General features: G+C 69.4%; 23 protein-coding genes and 1 pseudogene. 17 read left to right on the top strand and 7 right to left on the bottom strand.

Annotation, left to right across the window (positions count from 1 at the left end; translation table 11 throughout):
- Window positions 1-14: 14 nt before the first annotated feature.
- Together ACFV2O_RS17890 and ACFV2O_RS17885 are read right to left on the bottom strand one after the other, a co-directional pair.
- Entirely contained in the window at window positions 15-2,012 is a 1,998-nt protein-coding gene (locus ACFV2O_RS17890; RefSeq protein WP_379252742.1) for a serine/threonine-protein kinase, read from the bottom strand.
- Between the two features lie 252 nt (window positions 2,013-2,264).
- Complete coding sequence (locus ACFV2O_RS17885; protein ID WP_379252741.1) at window positions 2,265-3,509, bottom strand: PucR family transcriptional regulator; 1,245 nt, start codon at window positions 3,507-3,509, stop codon at window positions 2,265-2,267.
- 125 nt (window positions 3,510-3,634) lie between these two features.
- Between ACFV2O_RS17885 and pruA the strand changes: the two genes are divergently transcribed.
- The 6 genes from pruA (at window position 3,635) to ACFV2O_RS17855 (ending at window position 11,518) form a co-directional block, all read left to right on the top strand.
- Entirely contained in the window at window positions 3,635-5,272 is a 1,638-nt protein-coding gene (gene pruA, locus ACFV2O_RS17880; RefSeq protein WP_379252740.1) for an L-glutamate gamma-semialdehyde dehydrogenase, read from the top strand.
- Window positions 5,272-6,228 (top strand): proline dehydrogenase family protein, encoded by a 957-nt coding sequence (locus tag ACFV2O_RS17875; RefSeq protein ID WP_379252739.1) that lies wholly within the window; start codon window positions 5,272-5,274, stop codon window positions 6,226-6,228. The genes pruA and ACFV2O_RS17875 overlap by 1 nt, the downstream gene beginning before the upstream one ends.
- Window positions 6,229-6,391: 163 nt before the next feature.
- Window positions 6,392-7,837: an amino acid permease gene (locus ACFV2O_RS17870; RefSeq protein WP_379252738.1), complete on the top strand. Its 1,446-nt coding sequence runs from the start codon at window positions 6,392-6,394 to the stop codon at window positions 7,835-7,837.
- Between the two features lie 115 nt (window positions 7,838-7,952).
- Entirely contained in the window at window positions 7,953-9,362 is a 1,410-nt protein-coding gene (locus ACFV2O_RS17865) for an amidase (protein WP_379252737.1), read from the top strand.
- A gap of 297 nt (window positions 9,363-9,659) precedes the next feature.
- Window positions 9,660-10,301: a GntR family transcriptional regulator gene (locus tag ACFV2O_RS17860; RefSeq protein WP_379252736.1), complete on the top strand. Its 642-nt coding sequence runs from the start codon at window positions 9,660-9,662 to the stop codon at window positions 10,299-10,301.
- Entirely contained in the window at window positions 10,301-11,518 is a 1,218-nt protein-coding gene (locus ACFV2O_RS17855) for an MFS transporter (RefSeq protein ID WP_379252735.1), read from the top strand. Before ACFV2O_RS17860 ends, ACFV2O_RS17855 begins: the two co-directional genes overlap by 1 nt.
- 25 nt (window positions 11,519-11,543) lie before the next feature.
- Here ACFV2O_RS17855 and ACFV2O_RS17850 read toward each other — a convergent pair whose 3' ends face one another.
- Window positions 11,544-11,975, bottom strand: a complete 432-nt coding sequence (locus tag ACFV2O_RS17850; protein ID WP_379252734.1) for a nitroreductase/quinone reductase family protein — start codon at window positions 11,973-11,975, stop codon at window positions 11,544-11,546.
- 96 nt (window positions 11,976-12,071) lie between these two features.
- On the bottom strand, window positions 12,072-12,479 hold the full coding sequence (locus ACFV2O_RS17845) for a TIGR03668 family PPOX class F420-dependent oxidoreductase (protein WP_355076705.1): 408 nt from the start codon (window positions 12,477-12,479) through the stop codon (window positions 12,072-12,074).
- A 175-nt stretch (window positions 12,480-12,654) separates the two neighbouring features.
- Between ACFV2O_RS17845 and ACFV2O_RS17840 the strand changes: the two genes are divergently transcribed.
- The 8 genes and pseudogenes from ACFV2O_RS17840 to ACFV2O_RS17805 all read left to right on the top strand — a co-directional run.
- On the top strand, window positions 12,655-13,071 hold the full coding sequence (locus ACFV2O_RS17840; RefSeq protein ID WP_355076474.1) for a hypothetical protein: 417 nt from the start codon (window positions 12,655-12,657) through the stop codon (window positions 13,069-13,071).
- A gap of 483 nt (window positions 13,072-13,554) precedes the next feature.
- Window positions 13,555-14,937: a sensor histidine kinase gene (locus tag ACFV2O_RS17835; protein ID WP_379252733.1), complete on the top strand. Its 1,383-nt coding sequence runs from the start codon at window positions 13,555-13,557 to the stop codon at window positions 14,935-14,937.
- Entirely contained in the window at window positions 14,934-15,350 is a 417-nt protein-coding gene (locus ACFV2O_RS17830; RefSeq protein WP_379252732.1) for a roadblock/LC7 domain-containing protein, read from the top strand. Before ACFV2O_RS17835 ends, ACFV2O_RS17830 begins: the two co-directional genes overlap by 4 nt.
- Window positions 15,347-15,712 carry a DUF742 domain-containing protein gene (locus ACFV2O_RS17825; protein ID WP_355076479.1) on the top strand — a complete coding sequence of 122 codons (366 nt, stop codon included), beginning with the start codon at window positions 15,347-15,349 and terminating at the stop codon, window positions 15,710-15,712. Before ACFV2O_RS17830 ends, ACFV2O_RS17825 begins: the two co-directional genes overlap by 4 nt.
- The gene (locus tag ACFV2O_RS17820; protein ID WP_379252731.1) at window positions 15,693-16,337 is read left to right on the top strand and encodes an ATP/GTP-binding protein; all 645 of its coding nucleotides are present in this window, start codon (window positions 15,693-15,695) and stop codon (window positions 16,335-16,337) included. Before ACFV2O_RS17825 ends, ACFV2O_RS17820 begins: the two co-directional genes overlap by 20 nt.
- Window positions 16,334-17,605 carry a cytochrome P450 gene (locus ACFV2O_RS17815; protein WP_379252730.1) on the top strand — a complete coding sequence of 424 codons (1,272 nt, stop codon included), beginning with the start codon at window positions 16,334-16,336 and terminating at the stop codon, window positions 17,603-17,605. Before ACFV2O_RS17820 ends, ACFV2O_RS17815 begins: the two co-directional genes overlap by 4 nt.
- Before the next feature lie 41 nt (window positions 17,606-17,646).
- Window positions 17,647-18,837: a cytochrome P450 gene (locus ACFV2O_RS17810; protein WP_379252729.1), complete on the top strand. Its 1,191-nt coding sequence runs from the start codon at window positions 17,647-17,649 to the stop codon at window positions 18,835-18,837.
- Window positions 18,838-18,864: 27 nt separating this feature from the next.
- Window positions 18,865-19,044: pseudogene (locus ACFV2O_RS17805) on the top strand (transcriptional regulator); the annotation flags it as partial.
- 636 nt (window positions 19,045-19,680) lie between these two features.
- Here ACFV2O_RS17805 and ACFV2O_RS17800 read toward each other — a convergent pair.
- Entirely contained in the window at window positions 19,681-20,388 is a 708-nt protein-coding gene (locus tag ACFV2O_RS17800) for a DUF6461 domain-containing protein (RefSeq protein WP_379252728.1), read from the bottom strand.
- 288 nt (window positions 20,389-20,676) lie between these two features.
- Between ACFV2O_RS17800 and ACFV2O_RS17795 the strand changes: the two genes are divergently transcribed.
- Complete coding sequence (locus ACFV2O_RS17795) at window positions 20,677-21,378, top strand: helix-turn-helix transcriptional regulator (RefSeq protein WP_379252727.1); 702 nt, start codon at window positions 20,677-20,679, stop codon at window positions 21,376-21,378.
- Between the two features lie 75 nt (window positions 21,379-21,453).
- The gene (locus tag ACFV2O_RS17790; RefSeq protein WP_379252726.1) at window positions 21,454-22,224 is read left to right on the top strand and encodes a glucose 1-dehydrogenase; all 771 of its coding nucleotides are present in this window, start codon (window positions 21,454-21,456) and stop codon (window positions 22,222-22,224) included.
- A 259-nt stretch (window positions 22,225-22,483) separates the two neighbouring features.
- Here ACFV2O_RS17790 and ACFV2O_RS17785 read toward each other — a convergent pair whose 3' ends face one another.
- Window positions 22,484-23,458, bottom strand: coding sequence for a helix-turn-helix transcriptional regulator (locus ACFV2O_RS17785; protein WP_379252725.1), 975 nt, complete (start codon window positions 23,456-23,458; stop codon window positions 22,484-22,486).
- Window positions 23,459-23,634: 176 nt separating this feature from the next.
- Between ACFV2O_RS17785 and ACFV2O_RS17780 the strand changes: the two genes are divergently transcribed.
- The gene (locus ACFV2O_RS17780) at window positions 23,635-23,988 is read left to right on the top strand and encodes a RidA family protein (RefSeq protein ID WP_379252854.1); all 354 of its coding nucleotides are present in this window, start codon (window positions 23,635-23,637) and stop codon (window positions 23,986-23,988) included.
- A gap of 57 nt (window positions 23,989-24,045) precedes the next feature.
- On the opposite strand, the gene ACFV2O_RS17775 is transcribed toward ACFV2O_RS17780, so the two are convergent.
- Window positions 24,046-25,038 carry an NAD-dependent epimerase/dehydratase family protein gene (locus ACFV2O_RS17775; RefSeq protein WP_379252724.1) on the bottom strand — a complete coding sequence of 331 codons (993 nt, stop codon included), beginning with the start codon at window positions 25,036-25,038 and terminating at the stop codon, window positions 24,046-24,048.
- Window positions 25,039-25,208 lie beyond the last annotated feature (170 nt).

Raw genomic sequence — 25,208 nt, 5'->3', positions numbered from 1 at the left:
CGCGGGCCGGGGCACTAGCCGAAATACTGGTGGAACCACGCCGTCAGGTCGGCTTCGCTTTTCGGCCCCGGTTCCGGGTGATCGGCGCGCAGCGTGCAGAAATTCCCGATGACCGCGTACTGCTGATGGATCACCAGCAGACAGCTCGGGCCGAGCGCCGCGTCGGTGTTCGGATAGCAGAAATAGCGGCCGAGGACTTTGCCGTCCTGTCGCCAGACATCGTCACCCTGGTCGCCGCGACCGCAGACATGGCCGGAGAACTGCGCGCGGTCGGCCTCGTACAGTGACGTCGCGGACTCCGGGTTCGAGAGGCCGAAGAACTCCGCGGCCGGAAATCCGGCCTTCGTCCCGCAGGCCAGCGCCGCGGCCACCGGACCGGGCGGCGGGTCGGCGTGGCGGCAGTTGGCCGGCCCGAAATCTCCGGCCAGATGGTTCAGCACCGCATGATCGGCCCGCGTGAAATAGTCGGGATCGCGGGCGACGTCGGAGGTGCGGAACCCGAGGCGGTTACGCACGGCGGCATAGTCGCGGTACGGCTGCTCGTCGGGGTTCCAGATGTACACCGCGGCCGCCGAAGCCCGCTCGTCCGTGAGCAGCAGCGCGGGGCGCGGCGCGGCGGGATCGTCCATCTTGCTCTCGAAACACGACTTGCGGCCGACTTCCACGCCGTCGCGCAGCATCGGACCGTCCGGTCCCTGCGGGTCTCCCGGGCAGTTGTGTCCGTGCAGCGCGGTCAGCAACGACGAGGTGTAGCCGCGCAGTTGGTCGACGGTGCGAAACCGCAGGAATCGCGCCACGGGGTCGCTCGCCGCCGGATTCGCGGCGCAGAACACGACGGCGACCGTGGGAGCGTCGGGGGTCTCGTGCACACAATTCGCGCGTTTGTAGCCGGAGGGGCCGACCAGCGAGAGCAGTTCGACGTCCGCGCCGTTCGGCGCGCTCGCGTCGGGCACGGCGGTGCCGGGGGTCGGCCGGAACAGCTCCCAGCCCAGGAAGCCGAGCGTGGCGGCGAGCAGCACGACGCCCAGCAGGGCGAGCGCACGCAACAACCGACGGCGGTGTGGCCGCCTCGGGCGGTGACCGCGGTCCGCCGCCTCCGACCGGTCCTCCGGACTACCCGCACCGGCAGGCGCGTCCGCGGTCTCGAGCGACTCCGCCGGGCCCGTAGCCGGGCCCGCTACGACCGCCGCCTGCGCCGCCGCCCCCAGATCACCCGCGGTGCCGTACCGCGCCTGCGGATCTTTGGCCATGCCGCGCGCGACGACGTCGTCCAGCCGGAGGGGCAGGCCGGGACGGTGCGAGTGCGGCTGCGGCGGCGGCTCGAACAGGTGCGCGGAGATGATCTGCGCTTCGGTGTCGCGGGGGTACGGCCGCGAACCGGTCAGGCACTCGTACAGCACGCAGGTCAGGGCATAGATGTCGGCGGCGGGGGTGACCGTGCGAGAGTGGAACCGCTCGGGCGCCATGTAGTGGAACGACCCGATCGCCGAGCCGGTGCCGGTGAGACTTTCCCCGGTCGCCGACTGCGCGATCCCGAAGTCCACGAGATAGGCGAAGCCGTCGGGGGTGAGCAGGATGTTGTCCGGTTTGATGTCGCGGTGCACCAGGCCGTCGGCGTGCGCGGCGTCCAGCGCTGCGGCGATCTGCCGGATGATCGCGACCGCCCGCTCCGGCTCCAGCGACCCCTGCGCCTTCAGCAGCGCGCGCAAGCTGTCGCCGCCGACCAAGCGCATGTCGATGTAGAGCCGGCCGTCGATCTCGCCGTAGTCGTGGATCGGGATGATGTGCGGTTCCTGCAGCCGCGCCGCGACGTGCGATTCGCGCCGGAATCGCTCCCGGAACACCGGGTCGTCGTGTAACCGCTCCGGCAACACCTTCAGCGCGATGACGCGATCCTTGACGGTGTCATAGGCCTCGAACACTTCCCCCATGCCGCCACGACCGATCAGGCGATCCAGGCGATACGGCCCGAATCGCGACCCCACCTCGAGCGTCTGACGTCGCGTCGTCATCTCGTCCTCCATGACGGGGACCCGGACTTCCGGGGGCCATGCCCCGGCTTCCCGCGCTCAACTGTAGAGCCCGGCGAACCCGTTCGGCGGACGTATCGCACAGCGGGCCGGTCAGCGGCCGGAAGCCATCAGCGCTGGTCCCAGCGCGGTGGGGCCTCGCAACGCCGCGAACCGATACCGGTTGCCGCCACGGTTGTGGCGATCATCGCGACGACGGGAACCCGTCGCGGTGGTCGCCACCGGCAGCCGTCGTCAACCGGATGCCTCTGGCTTACGCGGGCGGCGGTGCAGGGCGAGCTGGATCTCCAGCAGCAGGCGGTCGGCGGGGTCGTCGAGATTCATGCCGAGGATGTCCTCGACCCGGCGCAGCCGGTAGCGCAGCGTGTTCGGATGCACGCACAATGCCGCGGCGGCGTCGCGCACGTCGCCGTGTTCGCGCAGATAGGTCTCGACGCTGTCGCGCAGGTTCGCGGAATGCTTGCGGTCGTAGTCGAACAGTGCGCCGAGCCGCGGATCGCGCAGTTCCGCCCGCGCTGCCACCAGATCGAGCACCTCGCCGAGCAGCACCGCGGTGCGCGCCTCGGCGAGGGTGGTCACCCTCGCGGGCGACGTGGCGGTGCGGTCGAGGACCCGATCGACCTCGGCGCGCGCGTCGGCCACCCGGCCGAGATCGGGCACCGGACAGGCGATCGCGGCCCGCAGCGACAGCGACCCTTTCGCGTCGAAGTGCTCGATCAACTGACGCGTCCAGGCCGTCACCGCCCGCTCGGATCGGTAGCCCGGCAGCAGCACGTAGACGCGGTCACCGATCGCGGTGGTCACCGAGTCACCGCGAAAGGAACTGGCACGCAACCGGAGTACGCCACCCAGCGCGGCCCGGTCGGCGCCGGACGCGTGCTCGCCCGCCGCGAGCGCGAAGCCGATCACCGCGGCCGGACCGGTCGACGGCAGATGCAGCGCGTTCGCCACCGCCGCGGCGTCGACCGCCGCACCCGCGCCGAACAGCCGGCGGATCAGCAGCGCCTCGGTGGTGGGCGCGTCCAGGCTCCGGGAGATCAGGCGTCCCGCGACGGCCGCCGCGCCGCGCAGGATCTCCGCCGCGTCCGGGTGGAACGGCCGATCCCCCTGCTGCAGCCAGATCGCGCCGAGCACGCGCGGAGCGCGTGCTCGCGCGTCGGTGGGTCGGCGTATCCCGATCGCCAGCCTGCGCTTGATGTTCAACTCGTCGTGGGCGGGCACGTCGACGATCTCGTCTGTGTCGCGCAGTCGATCGAGCACGCCCCACTGCCGCAGTAGGCTCAGGTACTCCGGCGGTCCTTCCCGGCCGAGGATCGATCGCACACGCAACTCGTCGGCGGTCTCGTCGGACGCCGAGTACGCGAGCACATGCGACTGCGGGTCCTCGATCGACACCATCCCGCCCGCGTGGTCCGCGATCATCTGCGCCAGCGCGAACAGGTCGATGTCCGCGGCGACTTCCTCACCATCCCCGCCCACGTTCCCGTCCTTCGGCCAACTCGACAACGCATTTGCCTCATCTTTGTCCAATAGGCTCATTGTCCGGACAGTTTTCCGGTGTTGACTTCCCAGTACAAAAAATTCATCTGACAACTGGAGGTTCCATGGACGCCGTCGTGTCCCCGCCCCCGCCGGTCAACGAGCCGGTGGGCAGCTTCGCGCCGGGCACGGCGGAACGCGAGCGCCTGCGGACGAAGCTGGCCGATCTGGCCGCGACCCCGACGGAGGTCACCCACGTCATCGGCGGTGTGCATCGGCACGGCTCGGGCGAACGCGTCACGGTGACGCAGCCGCACCGGCACGCCGCCGTGCTCGGCACGCTCACCACGGCCGGGCCCGGCGAGGTTCGCGACGCCATCGCGGCGGCCGCAGCCGCGGCACCGGGGTGGCGTGCGCTGCCGTTCGCCGAGCGCGCCGCGATCTTCCTGCGCGCCGCGGACCTGCTGGCCGGGCCGTGGCGCGAAACCATCGCCGCCGCAACGATGCTGGGCCAGTCGAAGACGGCCTACCAGGCCGAGATCGACACCCCCTGCGAGCTGGTGGACTTCTGGCGGTTCAATGTGCACTTCGCTCAACGGATCCTGGCGGATCAGCCGATCTCGGCGCCCGGAGTGTGGAATCGGATGGACTACCGGCCGCTCGAGGGATTCGTCTACGCGATCACGCCGTTCAACTTCTCCGCCATCGCGGGCAACCTGCCCACCGCACCCGCGCTGATGGGCAACACCGTGGTGTGGAAACCGGCTCTCACCCAATCGGTGGCGGCGTACTGGACGATGAAGCTGCTCGAGGCGGCGGGGCTGCCGCCAGGCGTGATCAACATGGTGCACGGCGCGGGCCCCGAGGTGTCGGAGGTGGCACTGGCCGACCACCGGCTCGCCGGCATCCACTTCACCGGATCCACCGCGACCTTCCGCCACCTCTGGCGCACCGTCGCGGCGCATCTCGACCGCTACGACTCCTACCCGCGCCTGGTCGGCGAGACCGGCGGCAAAGACTTCGTCGTCGCGCACAGCTCCGCCGATCCGGACGTACTGAGTACGGCCCTGATCCGCGGCGCGTTCGACTACCAGGGCCAGAAATGCTCGGCCGCCTCGCGCGCTTTCCTGCCACGATCGGTGTGGGACCGGATGGGCCGCGAGTTCATCGACCGGGTGGCCGGGCTCAGCTACGGCGACGTCACCGATTTCGGTCACTTCGGCGGTGCCCTCATCGATCGGCGGGCCTTCGACAAGAACACCGAAGCCCTCGCGCGCGCCAAGGCGACCCCGAGCCTGACCATCGCCGCGGGCGGCCACGCCGACGACAGCATCGGCTATTTCGTCGAGCCGACCGTCCTGCTCGGCGACGACCCGGCCGACGAGGCGTTCCGCACCGAGTACTTCGGCCCGATCCTGGCCGTGCATGTGTACGACGATTCGGTCCGCGGCTCGTTCGACTCCGTGCTCGACCTGATCGACCGTGGTTCGCCCTACGGCCTGACCGGCTCGGTCATCGCCCGGGATCGCGCGGCGATCGCCACGGCCGCCGACCGGTTGCGCTTCGCGGCGGGCAACTTCTACATCAACGACAAACCCACCGGCGCGGTCGTCGGCCAGCAGCCGTTCGGCGGGTCGCGCGCGTCCGGCACCAACGACAAGGCAGGCTCGGCACAGAACCTGCTGCGCTGGACCTCCGCTCGCACGATCAAGGAAACCTTCGTCCCCGCGACCGACCACCGCTACCCGCACCAGGAGTTGTGATGGCCTTCTCCGGACTGCTGCGGCCCGCCGTGCTGGCGGCCTCCCGCTCCCCGCGCGTGGAGCGCGCGATCACCCGCATCCCGGCCACCAAGAAGGTGGTCGACCGTTTCATCGCGGGCGAGACCGAGGGCGACGCGGTCGCCGCGACCTCGGCGCTGCTCGGCTCCGGCCGCTCGGTCACCATCGACTACCTCGGCGAGGACACCACCGATCTCGACAGCGCCCGCGGCACCGTCGTGCACTACCTGCGGCTGCTGTCGGCGCTGGCGGAACTGCGGGCCGTGAACGATGCTCCGGTGCCGCAGCTGGAAGTGTCGCTCAAGCTTTCCGCGCTGGGCCAGGCGCTCCCGCAGAACGGATACGCCATCGCCCGGGAGCACGCCTACGAGATCTGCACGGCGGCGAAGTCCGCCGGGGTCTGGGTGACCGTCGACGCCGAAGACCACACCACCACCGACGCGACGCTGGCGATCGTGCGCGAGCTGCGTTTGGACTTCCCATGGCTCGGCACGGTCTTGCAGGCCTATCTCAAACGCACCGAGGAGGACTGCCGCACCTTCGCGGGCCCGGGATCGCGGGTCCGCTTGTGCAAGGGCGCCTATCGCGAACCCGCGTCGGTCGCCTATCAGAGCCGTTCCGCGGTGGACGAGTCCTACCTGCGGTGCCTGCGGATTCTGCTGGAAGGCAAGGGCTATCCGATGATCGCCACGCACGACCCGGCGCTGATCGATGCCGCGCTGCGCCACGTGCGGGAAAGCGGCCGGAAATCAGGCGATTTCGAGTTCCAGATGCTGCACGGCATCCGCGACACCGAACAGCGGCGCCTGGCCGGAGTGGGCCACACACTGCGCGTCTACGTGCCCTACGGAGACCAGTGGTACGGCTACTTCATGCGCAGGCTGGCCGAGCGCCCCGCCAACATCGCGTTCTTTTTGCGCTCCTTCCGCGACCGCTGAGCGGGAGCGCGGACGGACGAAGCCCACTGAACCGAGTCACCAGCACTGGCACGCTTTTCGCCGCCACTTGCGGCGCCACGCGACCATACTGGCCGAACACACGGTTTCGACCGAGTATGTGCCTTCGGCGCTGGAGAAAACGAACACAGCTTTAAGGAACAGCATGGTCCTCGCTCACCTACGCGCCCAGATGACGCGCCGAAAGCCGCTCGGCGAGGTCGAGGACGAGGCCGCCGCGGCCGACGAGCAGTTGTCGCGGTCGCTCGGCCTGTGGCAGCTCACCGCGATCGGTGTCGGCGGCATCATCGGCGCGGGCATCTTCACGTTGGCGGGCGCGGTGGCGCACTCGGTCACCGGGCCTTCGGTGTTGATCTCGTTCCTCATCGCGGGTGTGGCCAGCGCCGCCGCCGCGCTGTGTTACGCCGAGTTCGCCGGGATGGTGCCCAAGGCCGGGTCCGCCTACACCTACGGATACGTGTCGCTCGGCGAGATCGCGGGCTGGTTCATCGGCTGGGATCTGCTGCTGGAGTACGTCGCGGTCGCGGCGGTGGTGGCCATCGGCGTCTCCGGCTACTTCAAATTCCTGCTGGAACAGGTCGACATCGCAGTGCCGGATTGGATGCTGGGCGCGGCGGGAACGGGTGACGGCCACGTCGTCGACGTGTTCGCCATGCTGTTCTGCCTCGGTACGGCCTGGCTGCTCTCGCGCGGGATCCGCAGCGTCGGCCGGTTCGAGACCGTCGCCGTCGGCATCAAGGTGGCCCTCGTCGTGCTGATCATCGCGCTCGGCGTGTTCCACATCGACAGCTCGAACTACACCCCCTACTTCCCGTTCGGCACGGGCGCGGTGTGGACGGGCGCGGCCACCGTCTTCTTCGCCGTGTTCGGCTACGACGCGATGAGCACCGCCGCCGAGGAGTCCACCGAGGGCAAGAAGCATCTGCCGAAGGCGATCATCTATTCACTTGCCATCGCCATGGTCCTCTACGTTCTGGCAACCCTGGTGCTCACCGGCATGCAGAAGTACACCGAGATCAGCCCGACCAGCGGGTTCTCCACCGCGTTCGAATCGGTCGGGCAGCCGGGCGTCGCGAACATCATCGCGATCGGCGCCATCATCGGCATCGTCACCGTGGTGCTCACCTTCATGCTCGGCGTCACCCGCGTGTGGTTCGCCATGAGCCGCGACGGGCTGCTGCCGGAATGGTTCGCCAAGACCCATCCGGTCCGGAAGGTGCCCACCAGAGTGACCTGGATCGTCGGCATCGGAGCGGCGCTGATGGCCGGTCTGCTGGACATCACCGTGGTGGCCGAACTGACCAATATCGGCATCCTGATGGCCTTCATTGTGGTGTCCGTAGCCGTGATCGTGCTGCGGCGCACCCGCCCCGACGAGCCGCGCGAGTTCCGCCTGCCGTTCATGCCGGTCGTGCCGCTGATCGGCATCGGGTTCTCGGTGTATCTGATCTGGTCGTTGCCGTGGGAGACCTGGGCGCGTTTCGTGATCTGGCTGGTCGTCGGCCTGATCGTCTACTTCACCTACTCGCGCACCCATTCCAGGCTCGAGCGGCCCCGGCCCGCCGCGACGGAAGGCCCGGCGACTTCCTGACCGCGCGGCCGTCGGCGGGTACACCATTGCGGAAAGGTCGCTCGACTGCTTACGGTCGAAACGTCGGCATCGGCGACAGCCGCGACGTCGCGCGGCTCGGAAGGAGCGGTGGCGGATGGACCTGCGCGAGGCCGTGTCGGCGGGTGTGCTCGAACAGCGCGAGTTGCTGGCCCAGGGCGCGCTTTCGGCGGAGCAACTGGTCGAGGCGACGCTCGACGAAATCGATGCCGCGGCGGATCTCGGCGCGTTCACCCATGTCCTGCGGGATGAGGCCAAAGCGGCGGCCGTCGATCGGGATCGCGAGCGCGCGGCGGGCGAGCCGGTCGGCCCGTTGCACGGGGTGCCGGTCGCGGTGAAGGACGAGTTCGATGTCGCCGGCGTGGTGACCACCTTCGGCACCAGGGCGAATGCCACGCCGGCCGTGGCGGACGCCGAAGCCGTGCGCAGGCTGCGCGCGGCCGGGGCGATCATCGTCGGCAAGACCGCGATGCCGGAATTCGGGCAGTGGCCGTTCACCGAGTCCAGCACGTTCGGCGTGACCCGCAATCCGTGGGACCCGAGCCGCTCTCCGGGCGGATCGAGCGGCGGGTCGGCCGCCGCGGTGGCGGCCGGGCTGGTGCCCGTCGCACTCGCAGGCGACGGCGGCGGGTCGATCCGGATCCCGGCGGCATGCTGCGGATTATTCGGTCTCAAGCCGCAACGCGGGCGTGTGCCGATGTCCCCGAACGAGCACCTGTGGTGGGCGTTGGGTGCCGCCGGGCCGCTGACCCGCGGCGTGCTGGACTCCGCCGTCGTCTACGACGTCATCCGCGGCAGCACCCCCACCGACCGATTCCGGGCTCCGGAACCGCCGACCTCGTTCGAGGCGGCGGCGCGCGAACCGGCCCGTCCGTTGCGCATCGGCTACAGCACCAAACCGCACGCCCTGATGGTGAAACTCGATCCGCAGTATGTGCGCGCCGTCCGCGACACCGCGAAATTGCTCACCGAACTGGGCCACACGGTGGCCGAGATCGACCCGCACTATCCCGAATCCATGCACGCGTTCTTCCCGCAGTTCTTCGGCGGCGTGCGCGCGGAACTGGCCGAGATCGATCATCCGGAACTGCTCGAACGCCGCACCAAGCAGACGATGGCAGTCGGCGCCTGGGCGCGCAGGCCGGTCGTCGAATGGGCGATCCGGCGCGGTGAGGCGTTGACGCGCAAGATGGACCGCGTCTTCACCGAATGCGATCTGCTGCTGACTCCCACCATCGCGATCCGCCCGCCGCTGCTCGGCGTGCTCGACGGGGCGAACACGGTACGAGCCCAGCTCGCCTCGATTCCGATGGTCGCCTACACCGAGCTGTGGAACGTCACCGGTCACCCCGCCGCCTCGCTGCCCGCGGGCGTAGGCGACGACGGGCTTCCGCTGTCGGTGCAGCTGGTGGGCCCCACGAACGGCGAGACGACGATTCTTCCGGTCGCCGCGCAACTCGAGCAGGCACGCCCGCATCCCCGCCCGGTCGCCCTTTCGCACCGCTAGCCTGCACGGCGTCGCCAGAGCCGGAAGGCCCACCGTTCCCGGCAGCGGCGTCGGCGCGCCCGAATGCGCGAGCCGGTCCGAACGTGACATCCGCCGCACCACCCCGGTCAGTGAGCGGAGCCACCCGTCGCGGGGGCCGCCGCGTCCTGATCGTCCGACCGCGCGTGGGGCGGTCATTGCCCGGGTACGCCATGCCAATACTCGCCACGGACCTTCCGCGATCGCTGCTCGGAAGGGCGCGGCCGGTCGGTCCACCCCTCGCGAACTCCTGGCGAACGCGAGGCTAAGATACAACTTGTGTCTAAGACGTATTCATCCGCTGAGCAGGCCTATCGCGCCGTGAAGGAGCGCATCCTGTCCGGCGCGCTCGCGGGCGGGGAGCTGATCAGCGAGGGTGAGATCGCCGCCGACCTGGGCACCTCCCGCACGCCGGTGCGCGAGGCGTTCCTGCGGCTGGAGACGGAGGGGTGGATGAAGCTGTACCCGAAGCGCGGCGCGCTGGTGGTGCCGATCCCGCCCGACGAGGCCGAGCACGTCGCGCACGCCAGGTACGTGGTGGAGACCGCCGCGGTCCGCAGCGCCGCCGCGAACGACCCCGGCATGCTGGTCGAGGCGTTGCGTTCCTCGATCCGGCGGCAGCGCGAGCTGGCCGCCGCGGGCGATCTCGACGGATTCGCGGTCGCCGACACCGACTTCCATCGCACCTACGTCCTGGCCGGTGGCAATCCGCTGCTGTCGGGTTTCTACGACTCGCTGCGGGAACGCCAGCGCCGGATGAACAGCGTCGCCCTGCACCGCGGCCCGGTCGACATCACCGGGATCATCGAGCAGCACGCGCGGCTGGCCGACCTCGTCGCGTCCTCGGACGTCGACGGGTTCGCCGACGCGCTGGTCGAGCACCTGTCCGGCGTGCACCAACTGGAACTACGAGGCCGGTGATGGCGACACTCACCGTCACCGCGCCCCGCGACCGGGTCGTCTCGAGCCGATGGCCGGGCGTCGCCGCCGCGATGTTCGCGATCGCTTGGGGCGGAAACGAATTCACACCGCTGCTGGTGATGTACAAGAGCGACGGGCTGGCGGCCACGACCGTCGACCTGCTGCTGTTCTATTACGTGCTCGGCATCGTGCCCGCGTTGCTGATCGGCGGCCCGCTGTCGGATCGCCACGGCCGCCGGGCCCTGCTGCGGCCGGCGCCGCTGATCGCCGCGGCAGGTTCACTGCTGCTCGCGTTCGGGTCCGCTTCGGTGCCGCTCCTGTCGGCGGGACGGGTGCTGTGCGGCATCGCGCTCGGGCTGGCGATGGCGGTCGGCGGCAGCTGGCTCAAAGAGCTGGCGCAACCGCCCTACAGTCCGGAGCTTGCCGCGGGCACGGGCGCGCGCCGCTCCGCGATGAGCCTCACCGCGGGCTTCGCCATCGGCGCTTGCTGCGCCGGTGTACTCGCGCAATGGGCGCCGTGGCCGAACACCTTGGCGTATCTGATCAACGTAGGCCTGTGCCTGATCGCCGCCGTGTGGGTCCGGCGTACCCCGGAAACCGTCTCCGGGCGGCGAAATCCGCGGAGCCTCCGCGACGACCTGCGCATTCCCGCGGCGGGGCACCGGCGCTTCCGCACGGTGGCACTGCCTGCCGCGTTGTGGCTGTTCACCTCCGCCGCGGCGGCCTACGCGGTGCTGCCCGCGCTGATGGCGCCTCGGGTCGGCGCGGCGCCGATCGCGTTCTCCGCCATGATCTGTGTCATCACCCTCGGCTGCGGGTTCGCGGTCCAGTCCGTCGCGCGCCGGATCGACCGGCCCGGCACCGCGCGGGCGGCGGCGGCGGCACTGATCGCGGTCACGATCGGGATGGCGCTCGCCGCGACGGCTTCCGGTCTGTTGACCCTGTGGGCGACGGTGGCCGCAGCCGTGGTGCTGGGAGCCGGCTACGGCATCGGTCTGGTGGCCGGGCTGCAGGAGATCGAACGCATCGCCCGCCCGGACGATCTGGCCGGGCTGACGGCCGTGTTCTACTCCGCGAGCTACTTGGGATTCGGCACCCCGGCCCTGCTTTCGTTCCTGCACGACACGTTCGGTCTCGGCTATCCGGCGATGTTCGGTGCAGGCGCTCTCGCGGCGGCCGGATGCCTCGGCCCGGTGCTGCGCGACTATCGCGCCTGACGGTCACCGATCCGCCGCGCCGCTCTCAACTCTTCGGCGTCAACAAGACGAGCGGAATCTCGCGCGTGGTCTTCGTCTGATAGCCGGCGTAGACCGACTGCGCGGAGGTGACCCGGGGCCACAACGCCGCCCGCTCCTCGCTGGTGGCCACCCGAGCCGTCATCGGCACCTTCGGCCCGTTGCGCACCGACACGACGACGTCCGGGTTGTCGCGCAGGTTCAGGAACCACGCCGGGTGGACGGGGTCGCCGCCCCGCGAAGCGACCACGACGTAGGTGTCACCGTCGACGATCGGCGCCGTGAGCATCACCGCGTGCGGCCGGCCCGATTTGCGGCCGGTGGTGGTGAGCTCGAGCGACGGCATGCCGGAGAAGTCGTTGCCCAGTTTCCCGAAGCTGATCTTCAGTAGGACGCGATGCGCCGTATTCATGGCCTTCAGCGCGAAATTCGAGGGCATACGATCCTCACGATCGGCTCGACGGGTGGTTCGGCTCGACGACCCCCGCAACGGGAGATCACGAATCGTGACTGTACCCGAATCGGCGCGGCTCGCTCAGCGGGCGGACCACCCCGACCACCGCGCCACATCGATGGCTATGACCGGGCCCGGTGGCGGCTGCTGTTCGTACTGGGAGTAACGCGCGGTCAAGTGACCGATCGCCGCCTGCGCCTCGGCGCCGTCCGCGATGCGGGCCGCACCGTCGGCGCGAGCCCACCACAGCTGGGTCCAGTCGTCGCCGTAGCGGTCGACGAGCACGGCGACCGCGGGGTTGGCCGCGATATTGTCCAGGCGGCGCAGCGCCGTGGTCGTCTTCGGTTTCGCGTCGACGCTGGTGTAGACGACCTCCCCCGCCACCGCGAAGACTATGGGCACCAAATGCGGGCGCAGTTGCGGCGAAACCGTTGCCAACCGTGCGACCGGACTGGTCGCGAATCGTTTGCGCGCCTCCTCGGAACTCAGCCGCACACCCGCCTCCTCGAGCTCGCCGTCCCCGGAAATCGGGAATCGAGTATGTTCCGCCCCCTATGCAACCGGACATTTGCCGTGAAATCACGGCGATCGACTACTACCACGCTACGGTCGAGTCAATGTGTGACCCGTCAAGAGGCTATGTCGTCAGAAGGTGGAGGCGGTTGTGGAAATCGATATCACTGCCCGGCTGAACCTAGCGTTCGAGATGTGGGAGCGTGCGCACGGGCGCCCGCTCGCCGACGATACGGTCGAGACATGGGTGACCGCAGCCGGGTACGACCTGGAACCAGGTCACCTGACGAAAGTTCGACGCGGCCAGGTCGCCACGCTCCCGGAGCAGACCCGCGCCGGGCTGGCCCACGTGTTCGGGCTCGACCCCAACTATTTCGTGTTCGATCCCGGTCCCGACCGGGCCTGCGACGCCGAAGTGATCGCACACCTGGACAATTCGGCCCTGCGCCGCCTCGGACAGGCCGTGAACGGCGTATCGCTGCGCACCCTGCTGTACCTGGAGTCCGTCGCCGAAGTGCTCCGCCAGGCCGACGGACTGCCCCCGTGCGAGCAAACCGCACAACTCTGATCGAACGACAGCGGCTCGGCGACGGCCCCCGGGAAGCCCGGCGGGCCGGCCACACCGCCCCGGCGCCACCGCCACTCGCGGACGCGATCGCATGACGCGTCGATAATCCAAGCTTGCAATATCGCATCGGTAATACGGCCGCACATAGGACGCCCCGGCATACCGATAGTGAATTCTAGGCAAACGTTAATTTCCCCATTTCGCACCGAGCGCGTCGCCGTGTAGCGCTTTTCGGCGCGTCGTCAGCGTAATCCGAGCATCGACACGGCAGCGGAATATCCGCCCGCGCCGCTTTCCCGTGAAATACGCCCGAGTGGCGCCGCACCGCCCACCCCGCTATGCTCGGGCCGCGATATTTCGAAACTGCTTGTCGGTCTGCATATTTGGGGTGACGAGGCACGCAGAAGGGGGCAGCTGTGCCGTTTCCCGGCGGCAAGCGCGAGTGCGGAAGTACGGAACTTGTCAGAGTTGTTGAATCCGGCGGTGAGTGAGCCCGGCGAAGACGCCGTCCGGCATCCGAAACCGCCGTACACGACATTGTGGGCCTGCGTTGTCGCGACCGCTGCCGTCGTCACGGCGGCGGTGTACTACGCGCCCGCCGAATTCCGGATCCCACTCGCGGCAGGCGCCACCGCCGCCGCCGTCGCCCTGTGCGCCGCCACCACGGCGGCCGTCCACTTCCGTCGCCAGGCCCGGCACGCCCGGCGGGACGCAGGCCGGGCCAGGGACGACCGAGCGCTCGTCGCCAGCGGCGCGGAGGCCGAGGTCACCGCCGCGAGCGCGGCGGTCGCCGAATACGAAGCGCGCGCGAAGAGCAGTGACAGTCGTCGCGCCGCGGCCATGGCGGCCTTCGCGGGCGCGGCGGGCCGCATGCAGGCGATGACCACCAGCATGCTCGCGGAGCTGCGCGAGATGGAGCACCGCCACGGCGACCCCACCGTGCTCGCCGATCTGCTGCAGCTCGATCACCGCACCGCCCAGGCGGGCAGGCTCGCCGACAGCATCGCCGTGCTCAGCGGCGCGCGATCCGGCCGCCGCTGGGCCAAACCCATTGCGATGGAATCGATTCTGCGTGGCGCGATGGGACGTGTGGCAGGCTATCAGCGAGTCCGGTTGCGCGCGATCGCCGACATCGCGGTCTCCGGTCACGCCGCGGAAGGCGTCATGCACGCGCTCGCGGAACTGCTCGACAACGCCTGCAACTTCTCCCCGCCCACCACCGAGGTGCACGTCTACGCCGCCGAGGTTCCGGCGGGCGTGATCATCACCATCGAGGACAGCGGATTGGTCATGAGCGAGTCGGCGTTGCGCCGGGCCGAGGCGGCGGTCTCGGCAGGCACGCCGGATGCCCGCGGGGCCGGAGCCGACCTGTCCTCGCTGACCGGGACCAGGCTCGGCCTCGCCGTGGTGGGCAATCTGGCGCGCAAGCACGGGCTCACCGTCTCCTATCGGCCTTCCGCCATCGGCGGCACCGCCGTGGTCGTGGTGATCCCGCGAGACCTCACCACCGGGGCGGAACGGCCGCAGCCGTCCACCACCACGGGCACGCTGCCCGTCGCGCGGGAGCGGTCTCGCGCGGCCGCGCCGCTCGACCACGAATCCGCCGATCGGGAGGCCGTGCGTCCGTCGCTCGCGCTGGATGCTCCCGCCGTCGCGCCCCGAGCGCTGCCCAAGCGGCGTCGCGGCAGCACGCTGGCCGCTGTCCATCCCGAGGGCATCGGCGCACCGGAGGCCGCCGCACCGAATCCTCCTCCGGCACGACCGGACTCGCTGGGCGCGTTCCAGCGCGCGGTGTCCGGGCCCACGACCGGCAGCGCCACCACCACTCCACCTGCCCCTTCCGTCTCCATGGAGAACGAACGATGACGACCTCCGAGACCGCCCAGCTGAGCTGGCTATTGGAACAGCTGCTCACCCGCACACCGCGCACCAGGCACGCTCTGCTGCTGTCCAGCGACGGGTTGAAGATCTGCCACACGCCCGAACTCACCGTGGACGGGGCCGACCAGCTCGCCGCCATCTCGGCGGGCATTCAGAGCCTCTCGCACGGCGCGTCGGTGGAATTCGGCGACGGCCGGGCCGGGGTGCGCCAGTCGATGACGGAGTTCTACGGCGGCATCCTGTTCATCGTCGAAGCCGGGCTCGGCGCGCACATCGCGGTCGTCGCCGCAGACGACGCGGACGCCGGGCTGGTCGGCCACAATATGCGGGAGCTGGTGGAACAGCTCGGCGAACACTTGGCGGCCACGCCGCGCTTCCCGGGAGCGGGCGTGTCGTGAGCAGACCAGGCCGCGACGACGACCCCGATCGGCTCTACACGCTGACCGGCGGGCGCAGCAAACCGGACTCCGACACCTTCGATCTGGTCACCCTGGTGGTCAGCGAGTGCGCGCCGACGCCGGGCATGCAGTCCGAGCACGTGGCGATCCTCGACCTGTGCCGAGCTCCGACCGCCGTCGTCGAAATCGCGGCCGAGCTGCGGATTCCGGTCGGCATCGCGACCATCCTGCTGTCGGACCTGCTGCACGCGGGCAAGATCACCGTGCGTCCTCCGCAGGCCGGTCCGTCCGACTCGCCATGGCACTGCCTGCCCGACACCACGACGCTCGAGAAGGTGCTCGTTGGACTCCGCAAGCTCTGATCCGCGTCCCGCCCGCGCGGACGCGCCCCTGCACCGTGCGACCACGCGGGGACTGAAGGTCGTCATCGTCGGCGGTTTCGGTGTCGGCAAGACGACGATGGTCCGCGCGGTCAGCGAGATCCGGCCGCTCGATACCGAGGCGATCATGACCGACGAGGGGCTGGAGATCGACGATCCCAGTGGCGCGCCGGGCAAATCGACGACGACCGTCGCCTTCGACTTCGGGCGCATCACCATCGACGACGAGCACGTGCTGTACCTGTTCGGCGCACCGGGACAACAGCGGTTCCGGTTCCTCTGGGATCGGCTGTTCACCGGCGCGCTCGGCGCGATCGTGCTCGTCGACCCGCACCGGATCGCGGATTCCTGGTACGCGGTCGACCGGCTGGAACACCAGAAGACGCCGTTCGTCGTCGCCTGCAACGACTTCGGCGAAGGCCACCGCCCCGACGAGGTCCGCGACGCGCTCGACCTGGATCGGCACGTGCCGGTGATCGACTGCGACGCCCGCTCCCGCGAGTCCGGCAAGGGCGTCCTCATCACCCTCGTCGAGCACCTCTATTCCCGCGCGCCGTCCCCGGCGGCCCGGCGCCCCTTGTTCCCGACTCCGGAGGCCGCGTCATGACCACGCCCGCGCCGAGTTCCACCGACAGCTGCCCCGTCCGCACCGCACCGGTCACGTTGAGCGGCCCGCGTTTCCATACCGACCCGCATCAGCTCTATCACGAGATGCGCCGGGAGCACGGACCGGTGGTCGCCGTGGAACTGCCCGGCGGCGTCCCCGCGTGGCTGGTCATCGGCTACCGCGAATTGCATCAGGTGACCAACGATCCCGAGTTGTTCCCCCGCGATGTCGGGCGGTGGAACCAGTGGCCGAACATCCCGCCGGACTGGCCCTTGCTGCCGATGGTCGGGCAGCCGATGCCGTCGATCTATTTCACCGCGGGCGCGGAGCACCGCAGGCACGTGGCGATGGTGGAACCGGCGTTGGAGACGGTCGACACCTTCGAATTGCGCCGCACCTGCGAGGACCTGGCCGACCGCCTGATCGACGCGTTCTGCGGCAGGGGCGAAGCTGAGCTGGTCGCCGATTTCGCCGAACCGCTGCCGGTGCTGGCCCTTGCGCGGATCCTCGGCTTCCCCGACGCGGACGGACCGCGGCTGGCGTGGACGATGAAGACGCTCGCCGACGGCGGGGCCGACGCCCAGGCCGCGCATCAGCAGTTCGCCGAGCACATGGGGCGGTTGCTCGCGACCAAGAAAGTCGCGCGAGGCGCCGATTTGGTGTCCTGGATGCTGGCGCATCCCGGTCCGTTCTCCGACGAGGAATACGTCCTGGACCTGATGGCGATCACCGCCGCCGGATACCTGCCCACGGCCGACTGGATCGGGAACTCGGTGCGGCTGATGCTCACCGACGACCGGTTCGCCGCGGCGCTCGGCGGCGGGCGACACAGTGTGGGCCAGGCGATGAACGAAGTGCTGTGGGAGGACACCCCGACCCAGATCCTCGCCGGACGGTGGGCAGCCCGCGACACGCGGCTCGGCGACAAGGTCATCCGCGCCGGTGACATGCTGCTGCTCGGCCTGGCCGCGGCCAACGCCGATCCCCATGTGCGCCAGCATGTTTCCGACGGCGCCGAGCCGGCGCACTCGGGCAACAGCGCGCACTTCGCGTTCAGCTACGGCGAATACCGCTGCCCGTTTCCCGCGCAGGAGATCGCCGAGGTCGTCGCGCGCACCGGCATCGAGGTGCTGCTCGACCGGCTGCCCGATCTCGATCTCGCGGTGCCCGCCCGAAACCTGGTCCGGCGACCGTCGGCCTTTCTGCGCGGCATGACATCCCTGCCCGTCCGCTTCACACCCGTTCGCGCCGTCGGAGGTACCCCGTGAGCAGAGAATGCCCACACGCAGCAGCCCTTGTCATCGATCCGATGGTCGGCGACCTGAGCGGAGAGACCAGCAGGCTGCGCGCCGCGGGTCCGCTCACCCGGATCGAGTTGCTCGGCGTGCCCGCTTGGACCGTCACCCAGCACGCACTGGCCAGGCAGCTGCTCGTCGACACCAGGCTGGTCAAGGACATCAACGCCTGGTCGCTGTGGCAGTCCGGCGCGGTGACCAGGCAGTGGCCGCTGATCGGCATGGTCGACGCGGGCCGTTCCATGTTCACCGTCGACGGTCCCGAGCACCGCAGGCTGCGGATCAAGACCACCCAGGCGCTGACCAAGCGCAGGCTCGACGCGCTGCGTCCCGCGGTCGAGCGGATGACCGCCGAACTGCTCGACGACCTGGCCGAGGCCGGACGCGACGGCGCGGCGGTCGACCTCAAGACGGTGTTCGCCTACCCGCTGCCGATGCGGGTCATCAGCGAGCTGATGGGCGTGGACCGCGCCGACCATCCGATGCTGCTCGACTGGTACAAAGCGTTCTTCTCGCTGCTGACGCCGCAGGACGAGCGGCTGCGGGTGATCGACGAGTTGGACCTGTATTTCACCGAGTTGGTGCGCAAGAAGACCGCCGACCCGACCGACGACCTGACCAGCGCCTTCATCGTCGGCGGCGACGACGCCGAGCCGTTGACCGAAGAGGAGGTGGTCGGCAACCTGAAGGCGCTGGTGGCCGCCGGGCACGAAACCACGATCGGCCTCATCCTCAACACCGTGCGCGCCCTGCTGGCGCGGCCGGAGCAGTTGAGCGCCGTCCACGCCGGCGACCGCACCTGGGACGCCGCGGTGGAGGAGACCCTGCGCTGGGACAGCCCGGTCACCCATCTGCTGATGCGTTTCGCCACCGAGGACATCGCCGTCGGCGACACCGTCATCGAGAAGGGCGAGGGTGTGGTCATGTCCTACCGTGCGATCGGCCGGGACTTCGCCGTGCACGGCGACGACGCCGACGACTTCGACGTCTCCCGCCCGACGGCCAACCGGCACTTGGCTTTCGGCTACGGCCCGCACATCTGCCCCGGCGCCGCGCTCGCCCGCATGGAAGCGGGCATCGCGCTGCCCGCCCTGTTCGCCCGCTTCCCCGGCCTGCGCTTCGCCGTGCCGGTCGAACAAATCCGCAACCTGCCGGTGCTCACCCAGAACGACCTCGAAGCGTTCCCGGTGTATCTGGGGAACTGATTCGGCGCACGGGTTGTTACCGTGCCCATGGCCAGTGATTCCCCGGCGCCGCACCGCCGCGCGCAGCTGCGCGACTTCCTCCGCACCCGCAGAGCCAGGCTCACGCCGCGCGACGTCGGTCTGCCGACCGTGGGCAAGCGGCGGACGCCCGGCCTGCGGCGGGAGGAGGTCGCGATGCTCGCCGGGGTGAGATGTCGGTTACACACTCCTCGAGGGCTCACCCAAAGCAGGAGACGAAACCGTCGCCTCCCCCGTCCGTAAATCAGTCTTCGACCGAATCACCACCTCCGGGTTGGTCTGAGCATCCTGAAATGGCGAATACAGGATGGTTTTGAAGCCCGCCGGTATCGAGGATCGAACGATTTCGCGGCACCACCAGGCAGTGTGCACGAGTCGAGCGGGTGCAAGCGGTACGACTTCACCCAGCGGAGTGTCCGGCTGTTCGTGCCACCGCCACTTCACCCCATGTCTGCGTCGGGTACCTGCGGCGCTGTAGGGGTGACGGTAAGAACCGTGTCACCTGGTCGATGAAGCTGTCGTGATAGCGGCCTTGGGCGGGTCGGTGCGGTATAGCTTGCCGCGTGATGAGAGAGATGGGCCAGGACGAACTGATCGACCGGTGGACGTGACTGGGCAAGGAACCAGAGCTGGACGCCACCAAGCGGGGCGCGACGAAACTCGGGCTCGGGCTGATGCTGCGGTTCTATACCAAGCGGGCCGGTTTCCGCGTGCCCGGGCCGAGATCTCCGACGCCGCGGTCGACTACGTCGCCCGGCAGGTGGATGTAGAGCGGATCGAGATGCGTTCTACGACTTCACCGGCCGCACCAGCAAGCGCACCGGTTCAAGCGGTGGTGTGGTCGGGAGGTGACCATCGGTAGGCGATAGGTCCGACGAGCAGGGGCTGGTCCAGCGTGTCGGCCGTGAACGACACTCCAGTGACCTTCGCCGCCAGGGCGAAGGCTCTCGGCACGACGGCGCTGTAGCTGATGTCCCAGGCGTCCGAGTCGCTCTCGTCTTCATCGGCGTCGTAAACATAGTCATCGCCGGTCATGTCCAGCTCCATGCCCAGCTCGCGCATGTAGTCGTTGAACCGGTCGGGGTCGCAACCCCAACGGATATGCGGGTACTCCAGTCGGTGGCCGGTCACGATCGTCCCGTCGATCGCGTACTCGAGGCTGTGCTCGGCGTAGCCGTGGATGGTGATCGCCAGGACCTCGCAGTCTTGCGATAGTTCCGCCAGCGTCTTGCGCTCAGTCATCCACCACCCGGCCGGTTCGATGGCCACGCTCCATGCACCGGCCCGAAACACGCCCACGTGACCGCCTCCGTGCACACCGGCAGTCTTGCCGAGGAACTCGACCATCCTGTCGTTGAGCTCTTCGAAGTCCGACTCCTGGCCGGAGTCGTCGCCTTTGCTGAAGCGGCGCACCACCTCCGACGGGTCAAGGTTTCGGAAGAAGCCGACGCTGAAGATCTCGCCCAGCGGGTCCGCTCGGCTCTCGGATGCGTTCAGCCACTGGAGTGGGGCCAGGGGATCAGTTGTCGCCATATGGGTCATGGTGGCAGACCCCACCGACAACTGTTCGATCGTCTGGAACGCCTGATCGACCCACTGTCCTCAGCGCGGAATTCTCTTGGCTCCGTTGGCATCCGAGCGGCTCGCCGGGCCGGCCCGCTAGGGTCGGCAGATCACCGGACTTGCTACCACTGGCGACCATCCTTGCCGCGCGGCGAGGTGGCCTTCGGCACCGAGCACATCGGATCGACATCCGGGACCGCCCGAAAGCACTGAAATGCCGCTGATCGCTCGGGTTGCTTCAGTCCTTGGGAGTGCAGAGTGGCACCACTCACTCGGGTCGGCGTCTCCTGGTACACGTGGCTGGAGCAGGGACGCGACATCACGGTGTCGGCGGAGGTGCTGGACGCCGTCGGCGCGGCGCTGCGCCTGTCCGGCCCGGAGCGACGGCATCTGTATCTGCTCGCCGGTCTCAATCCGCCGCCGCCGGGCCCGGCGCGTGACGCCGAGGTCACCCCGCAGTTGCGCCGGCTGCTCGACGCTTGGGGAGCGCGGCCCGCCGTGCTGCGGGACCGCTACTGGAATCTCCTCGCGGTCAACGACACCGCGCGCACCGTCTTCGGATTCACCGCCGCCGACCACAACTGCCTGGTCTCCTTCTTCCGCAACGCCCGGTATCGCGGCATGCACGTGGCTTGGACCGCGATCGCGCCCGCCGTCGTGGCCGCTTTCCGCGCCGACGCCGCCTACGCTCCCGACGATCCGGAATTCGGCCGGGTGGTCGGCGAACTCAGCGCCGCGAGCCCAGAATTCGCCCGGTTGTGGGCCCGCCACGACGTGGACGCCGCCGTCCAGGCCGTGAAGGCGGTGCGCCATCCCGACGCCGGCGACCTGGTGTTCGACACGACCACCCTCGCGGTGGCCGACCACCCCGGCTGGTTCCTGGTGCTCTACAACCCGCAGCCGGAGAGCGCGGAGCGGGTGGAGGATCTGATGCGCGTCGCGCTCACCGCCCCGGGGTGACCGCAGCCTGGTGGCGCCACACCTAGGTGGACTGGACACTGTTCGCCCGCCAGGACCTTCGGCACGCTGATTCCCATGACGCACAACATCTCCCGATTCGGCGGCAAGATCGCACTCGTCACCGGCGGCTCGAGCGGCATGGGGCTGGCCACCGCACGACGGCTGCTCGCCGAAGGCGCACAGGTGGTCATCACCGGCCGGGACAAGGCCAGACTGGACGCGGCGGTCGACGCACTGCGCGGCGGCGACCGGGTGCTCGCGGTCCAGGCCGACGCGGCGCGCTCGGCCGATCTCGACGCGCTCACCGCCGCCGTCCGCGACCGGCACGGCCGATTGGACGTCGTGTTCGCCAACGCGGGCGTCGCGTCCTTCCGGCCGAACGCCGAGATCAGCGAAGACGAGTTCGCGCGCGTCGTGGACATCAACTTCAAGGGCGTGTTCTTCACCGTCCAGAAGGCGCTGCCGCTGCTTTCGGTGCACGCGGCGATCGTCATCAACGCGTCGTGGACCCTGCACCGCGGCCTGCCTGGCGCGTCGCTGTACGCGGCCACCAAGGCGGCCGTGCACAACCTGGCCCGCAGCCTCGCGGCGGAGCTGGGCCCCCGAGGGATCCGGGTGAACTCGGTGAGCCCCGGCTATATCGAGACCCCGATGTTCCACGACAACGTCAGCCCCGACGCGCACACCGCCGTGCTCGCCGAAGTGGCGAGCCGCCGACTCGGCACCGCCGAGGACGTGGCCGACGCCGTGGCCTTCCTCGCGTCCGCCGAGGCGTCCTACGTCAACGGGCAGGATCTGATCATCGATGGCGGTTTGGTCGCGGCCATTTCCCGGGAAATGATCTGACCGGACCCCGTCACGGGCGGGAACCCGTTCGCGTCGCATTGATTCGATGATGGCTTTCCGGATGGGCCGCCAGAGCAGGCCGAGTTCCGCCGGGGTGCGGGAGTCGTGGGTCGGCGTGGCGGTGGTCAGCCGTACCCCGCCAGGTTCGGCTCACGCCGAAAGGACGTCGGTCTGCCGACAGTGGGCCGACGGCGGTCGCCCGTGCCTGCGGCGAGCGGATCGCGATACTCACCGAGGTGACGTCAGCAGGCGACGGCTCTCAGGATGACTCCCCGTAGTAGGTGGCGATCGCGGCGGCGCGGTAGCGAAGGGAAGTGCGTAACGACTGCGGGGCCAGTGCTTCCGCGTCTGTGGTGAGCTGCCACAGCGCCCATTCGGCGTGTCGCGAGTCTTGGAAGGTCAGCTCCAGCCGCAGCCAGCCGTCGGTGTCGGTTTCCTCGGTGCGGACGGCCAGTGCGGTGCTCACGAGTTCCTCTCGCCGGGCTGGGTTCACCCGTACCAGCACGGCGATTCGGTCGCCGCCGGTCCGGAACCGCGTGCTGCGTTCCTGCCACGCCCGGTCCAGATCGACCCGGCCCGGTCGCTGTGCCGGTTCGGAGAGTTCCTTCGCAGCCAGCACCCGCGACAGCCGGTAGGTGCGGTCCGCGCCAGATCTCGTGGCCAGCAGGTAACCCTGGTCGCGAACGATGACCAGGCCGATCGGATCCACCGTGCGCCACTTCGGGGTCTGGTCCACAGCCGCGTAGTGGATGCGCAGCTTGTGTCCGGCGAACACCGCGCGCCGGATCTCCGCCGATATGGTGTCGGGCACTTCCTCAGCGATCAGCCGACGCGACAGCAGATCGGTCTGCGGGTCGACGAGCAATCGCTCGGCCACGTCAGCCGCGGTGTCCCGGTAGCTTTCGGGTAGCGCGTCGATCACCTTGAGCATCGCCGAAGCAAGCGCCGAGCCGAGGCCGAATGCCTGCGCGCCGCGACGTGATCCGGCGATCAGCAGGGCAAGCGCCTCGTCGTGGTTCAGCCCGGTGAGCTCGGTCCGAAACCCGGGTAACAACGCGTAACCGCCGTGTCGGCCGCGTTCGGCGTAGACCGGGACACCGGCCGCGGACAGCGCCTCGATGTCGCGCAACACGGTGCGGGTGGACACCTCCAGCTCGTCGGCCAGCTCGGTCGCAGTCAGCCGACCGCGCTGGCGCAGCAGTAGCACCAGCGAGACCAACCGGTCGGCGCGCATACGAAAACTCTAACGAATACACGACACAGGATGTCGTGATTCGCTGGGAGGCTCAGCACCACGGCGTCACGGACGGCGGCCACCGGGCCGACAGGACGTACGTACTTCGAAATCGAATGGGAGCTGATGTGGTAGTCGAACGAACGGCAGTCAACCCGGTGACGTGGTCGGTGGAGATGGGATTCAACCAGGGCGAGCTCGTCTGCGGCCACACCCGGACCCTGTACTGCTCCGGGCAGACCGCGATGAGCGGCGACGGCAGGCCGCAGCATGACGGTGACATGGCGGGGCAGTTGGCGCTGAGCCTGGACAACCTGGAGGCCGTGCTGGGCGAGGCCGACATGTCTCTCGCGAACCTCGTCCGGCTCAACGTCTACACCACCGACGTCGATCTGCTTTTCCAGCACTACAGTGTGCTGGCGTCGAGATTGGGGGCTTCCGGGGTGGCACCGACTACCACGATGCTCGGGGTCACACGGCTGGCGATCCCGGGCCAGTTGGTCGAGCTCGAGGGAACCGCGGTCGCGTGATGCCGCCTCCGGCGAGCACTCGAGCTCCGGGAACTGGTCCGACCGGCCCGTGCCGCATCAGGTGTGGGAATCGGATTCGCGGCGCACGGATTCGATGATGGCGTCCCGGATGGGCCGCCAGCGCAGGTCGAGATCGGCCAGCGTGCGGGAGTCGTCGGTCGGCGTGGCGGTGGTCAGCAACCACGCCGCCTCGTAGCTGAGGCCCGCGCTGATCGGGAGGAATCGGGCGGCGGCGTCGGTGAGCCGTCCGATTCCCAGCAGGGCGGCCTTCGGCACCGGTATCCGGCGGATCCGTTGCCCGGCAGCGCTTTCCAAAATATCGACGATCTCGTCGAAGGCCAGCAGGTGACCGCCGCACAGATAGCGCCTCGGTCCGAGACCGGGGCGCATGACGGCGGCGTGGACGGCGGCCACGTCCCGGACATCGATCATCTGCATTCCGCCCCGGATTCGCGGAGCGACGCGGGCTCGCAGGATGGCGCCCCAACCGTCGGAGGTGATCCCGGCCTGCGCCCCGAGACCGGGGCCGACGACGCTGGACGGATAGGTGATCACCACCGGGGCGCCGGTGGCCTGCAATGCCCGCGCGATCCGATCGGCGGCCGACTTGGTACGGCCGTAGGCGCTGCGACCCGGCGCGGTGGGGCTGTCCGGCGTGATGACCGGATCGGGGCTGGGAAACAGCGCGCTGTAGCTGGCCACATGCACGATCGGGTCCAGCCCGAGCGCCGTCGCTCGGGCGAGCACCATCGCAGTGGCGTCCGCGTTGACCTCCCACATCAACTGCTCGCGCCGGTTGTCGGTGCCGACCACGCCCGCCGCGTGCAGAACGGCGTCGCATCCGACGAGCAACTTCTCCACGGTCTGCGGGTCCCTGATGTCACCGGGCAGCACCGACAGCATGTCCGGCGTGGTGTCGAACATGCCGACCACCGCGGCGAGGGACTCGCTCGGATGGACCAGCAGAACGACCTGATGCCCGTCCCGCAATAGTGCGGAAACGGTGTGCGCGCCGAGATAGCCGGTGCCGCCGGTGACTGCTATTCGCATACCGGCTACCCCTCGTCACTTCCGGTCGGCGTCCACGCGCTCGCCGCTCGCGCCGCCGTACCGGCTTCAGCCGGTATGCCTTTCGGTCCGCCCATCTCATTCCTTCGTCACCACGGGTTCCGCCGTCCGGTCCACCGCCGCCGCGCCCACGGCACACGCGACAATGGCCG

Origin of the sequence: Nocardia sp. NPDC059691, from assembly GCF_042733915.1 — a bacterium.
In the GTDB taxonomy this organism is placed as follows: Bacteria; Actinomycetota; Actinomycetes; order Mycobacteriales; family Mycobacteriaceae; genus Nocardia; species Nocardia sichangensis.
This window is presented reverse-complemented; position numbering and strand designations above follow the sequence as displayed.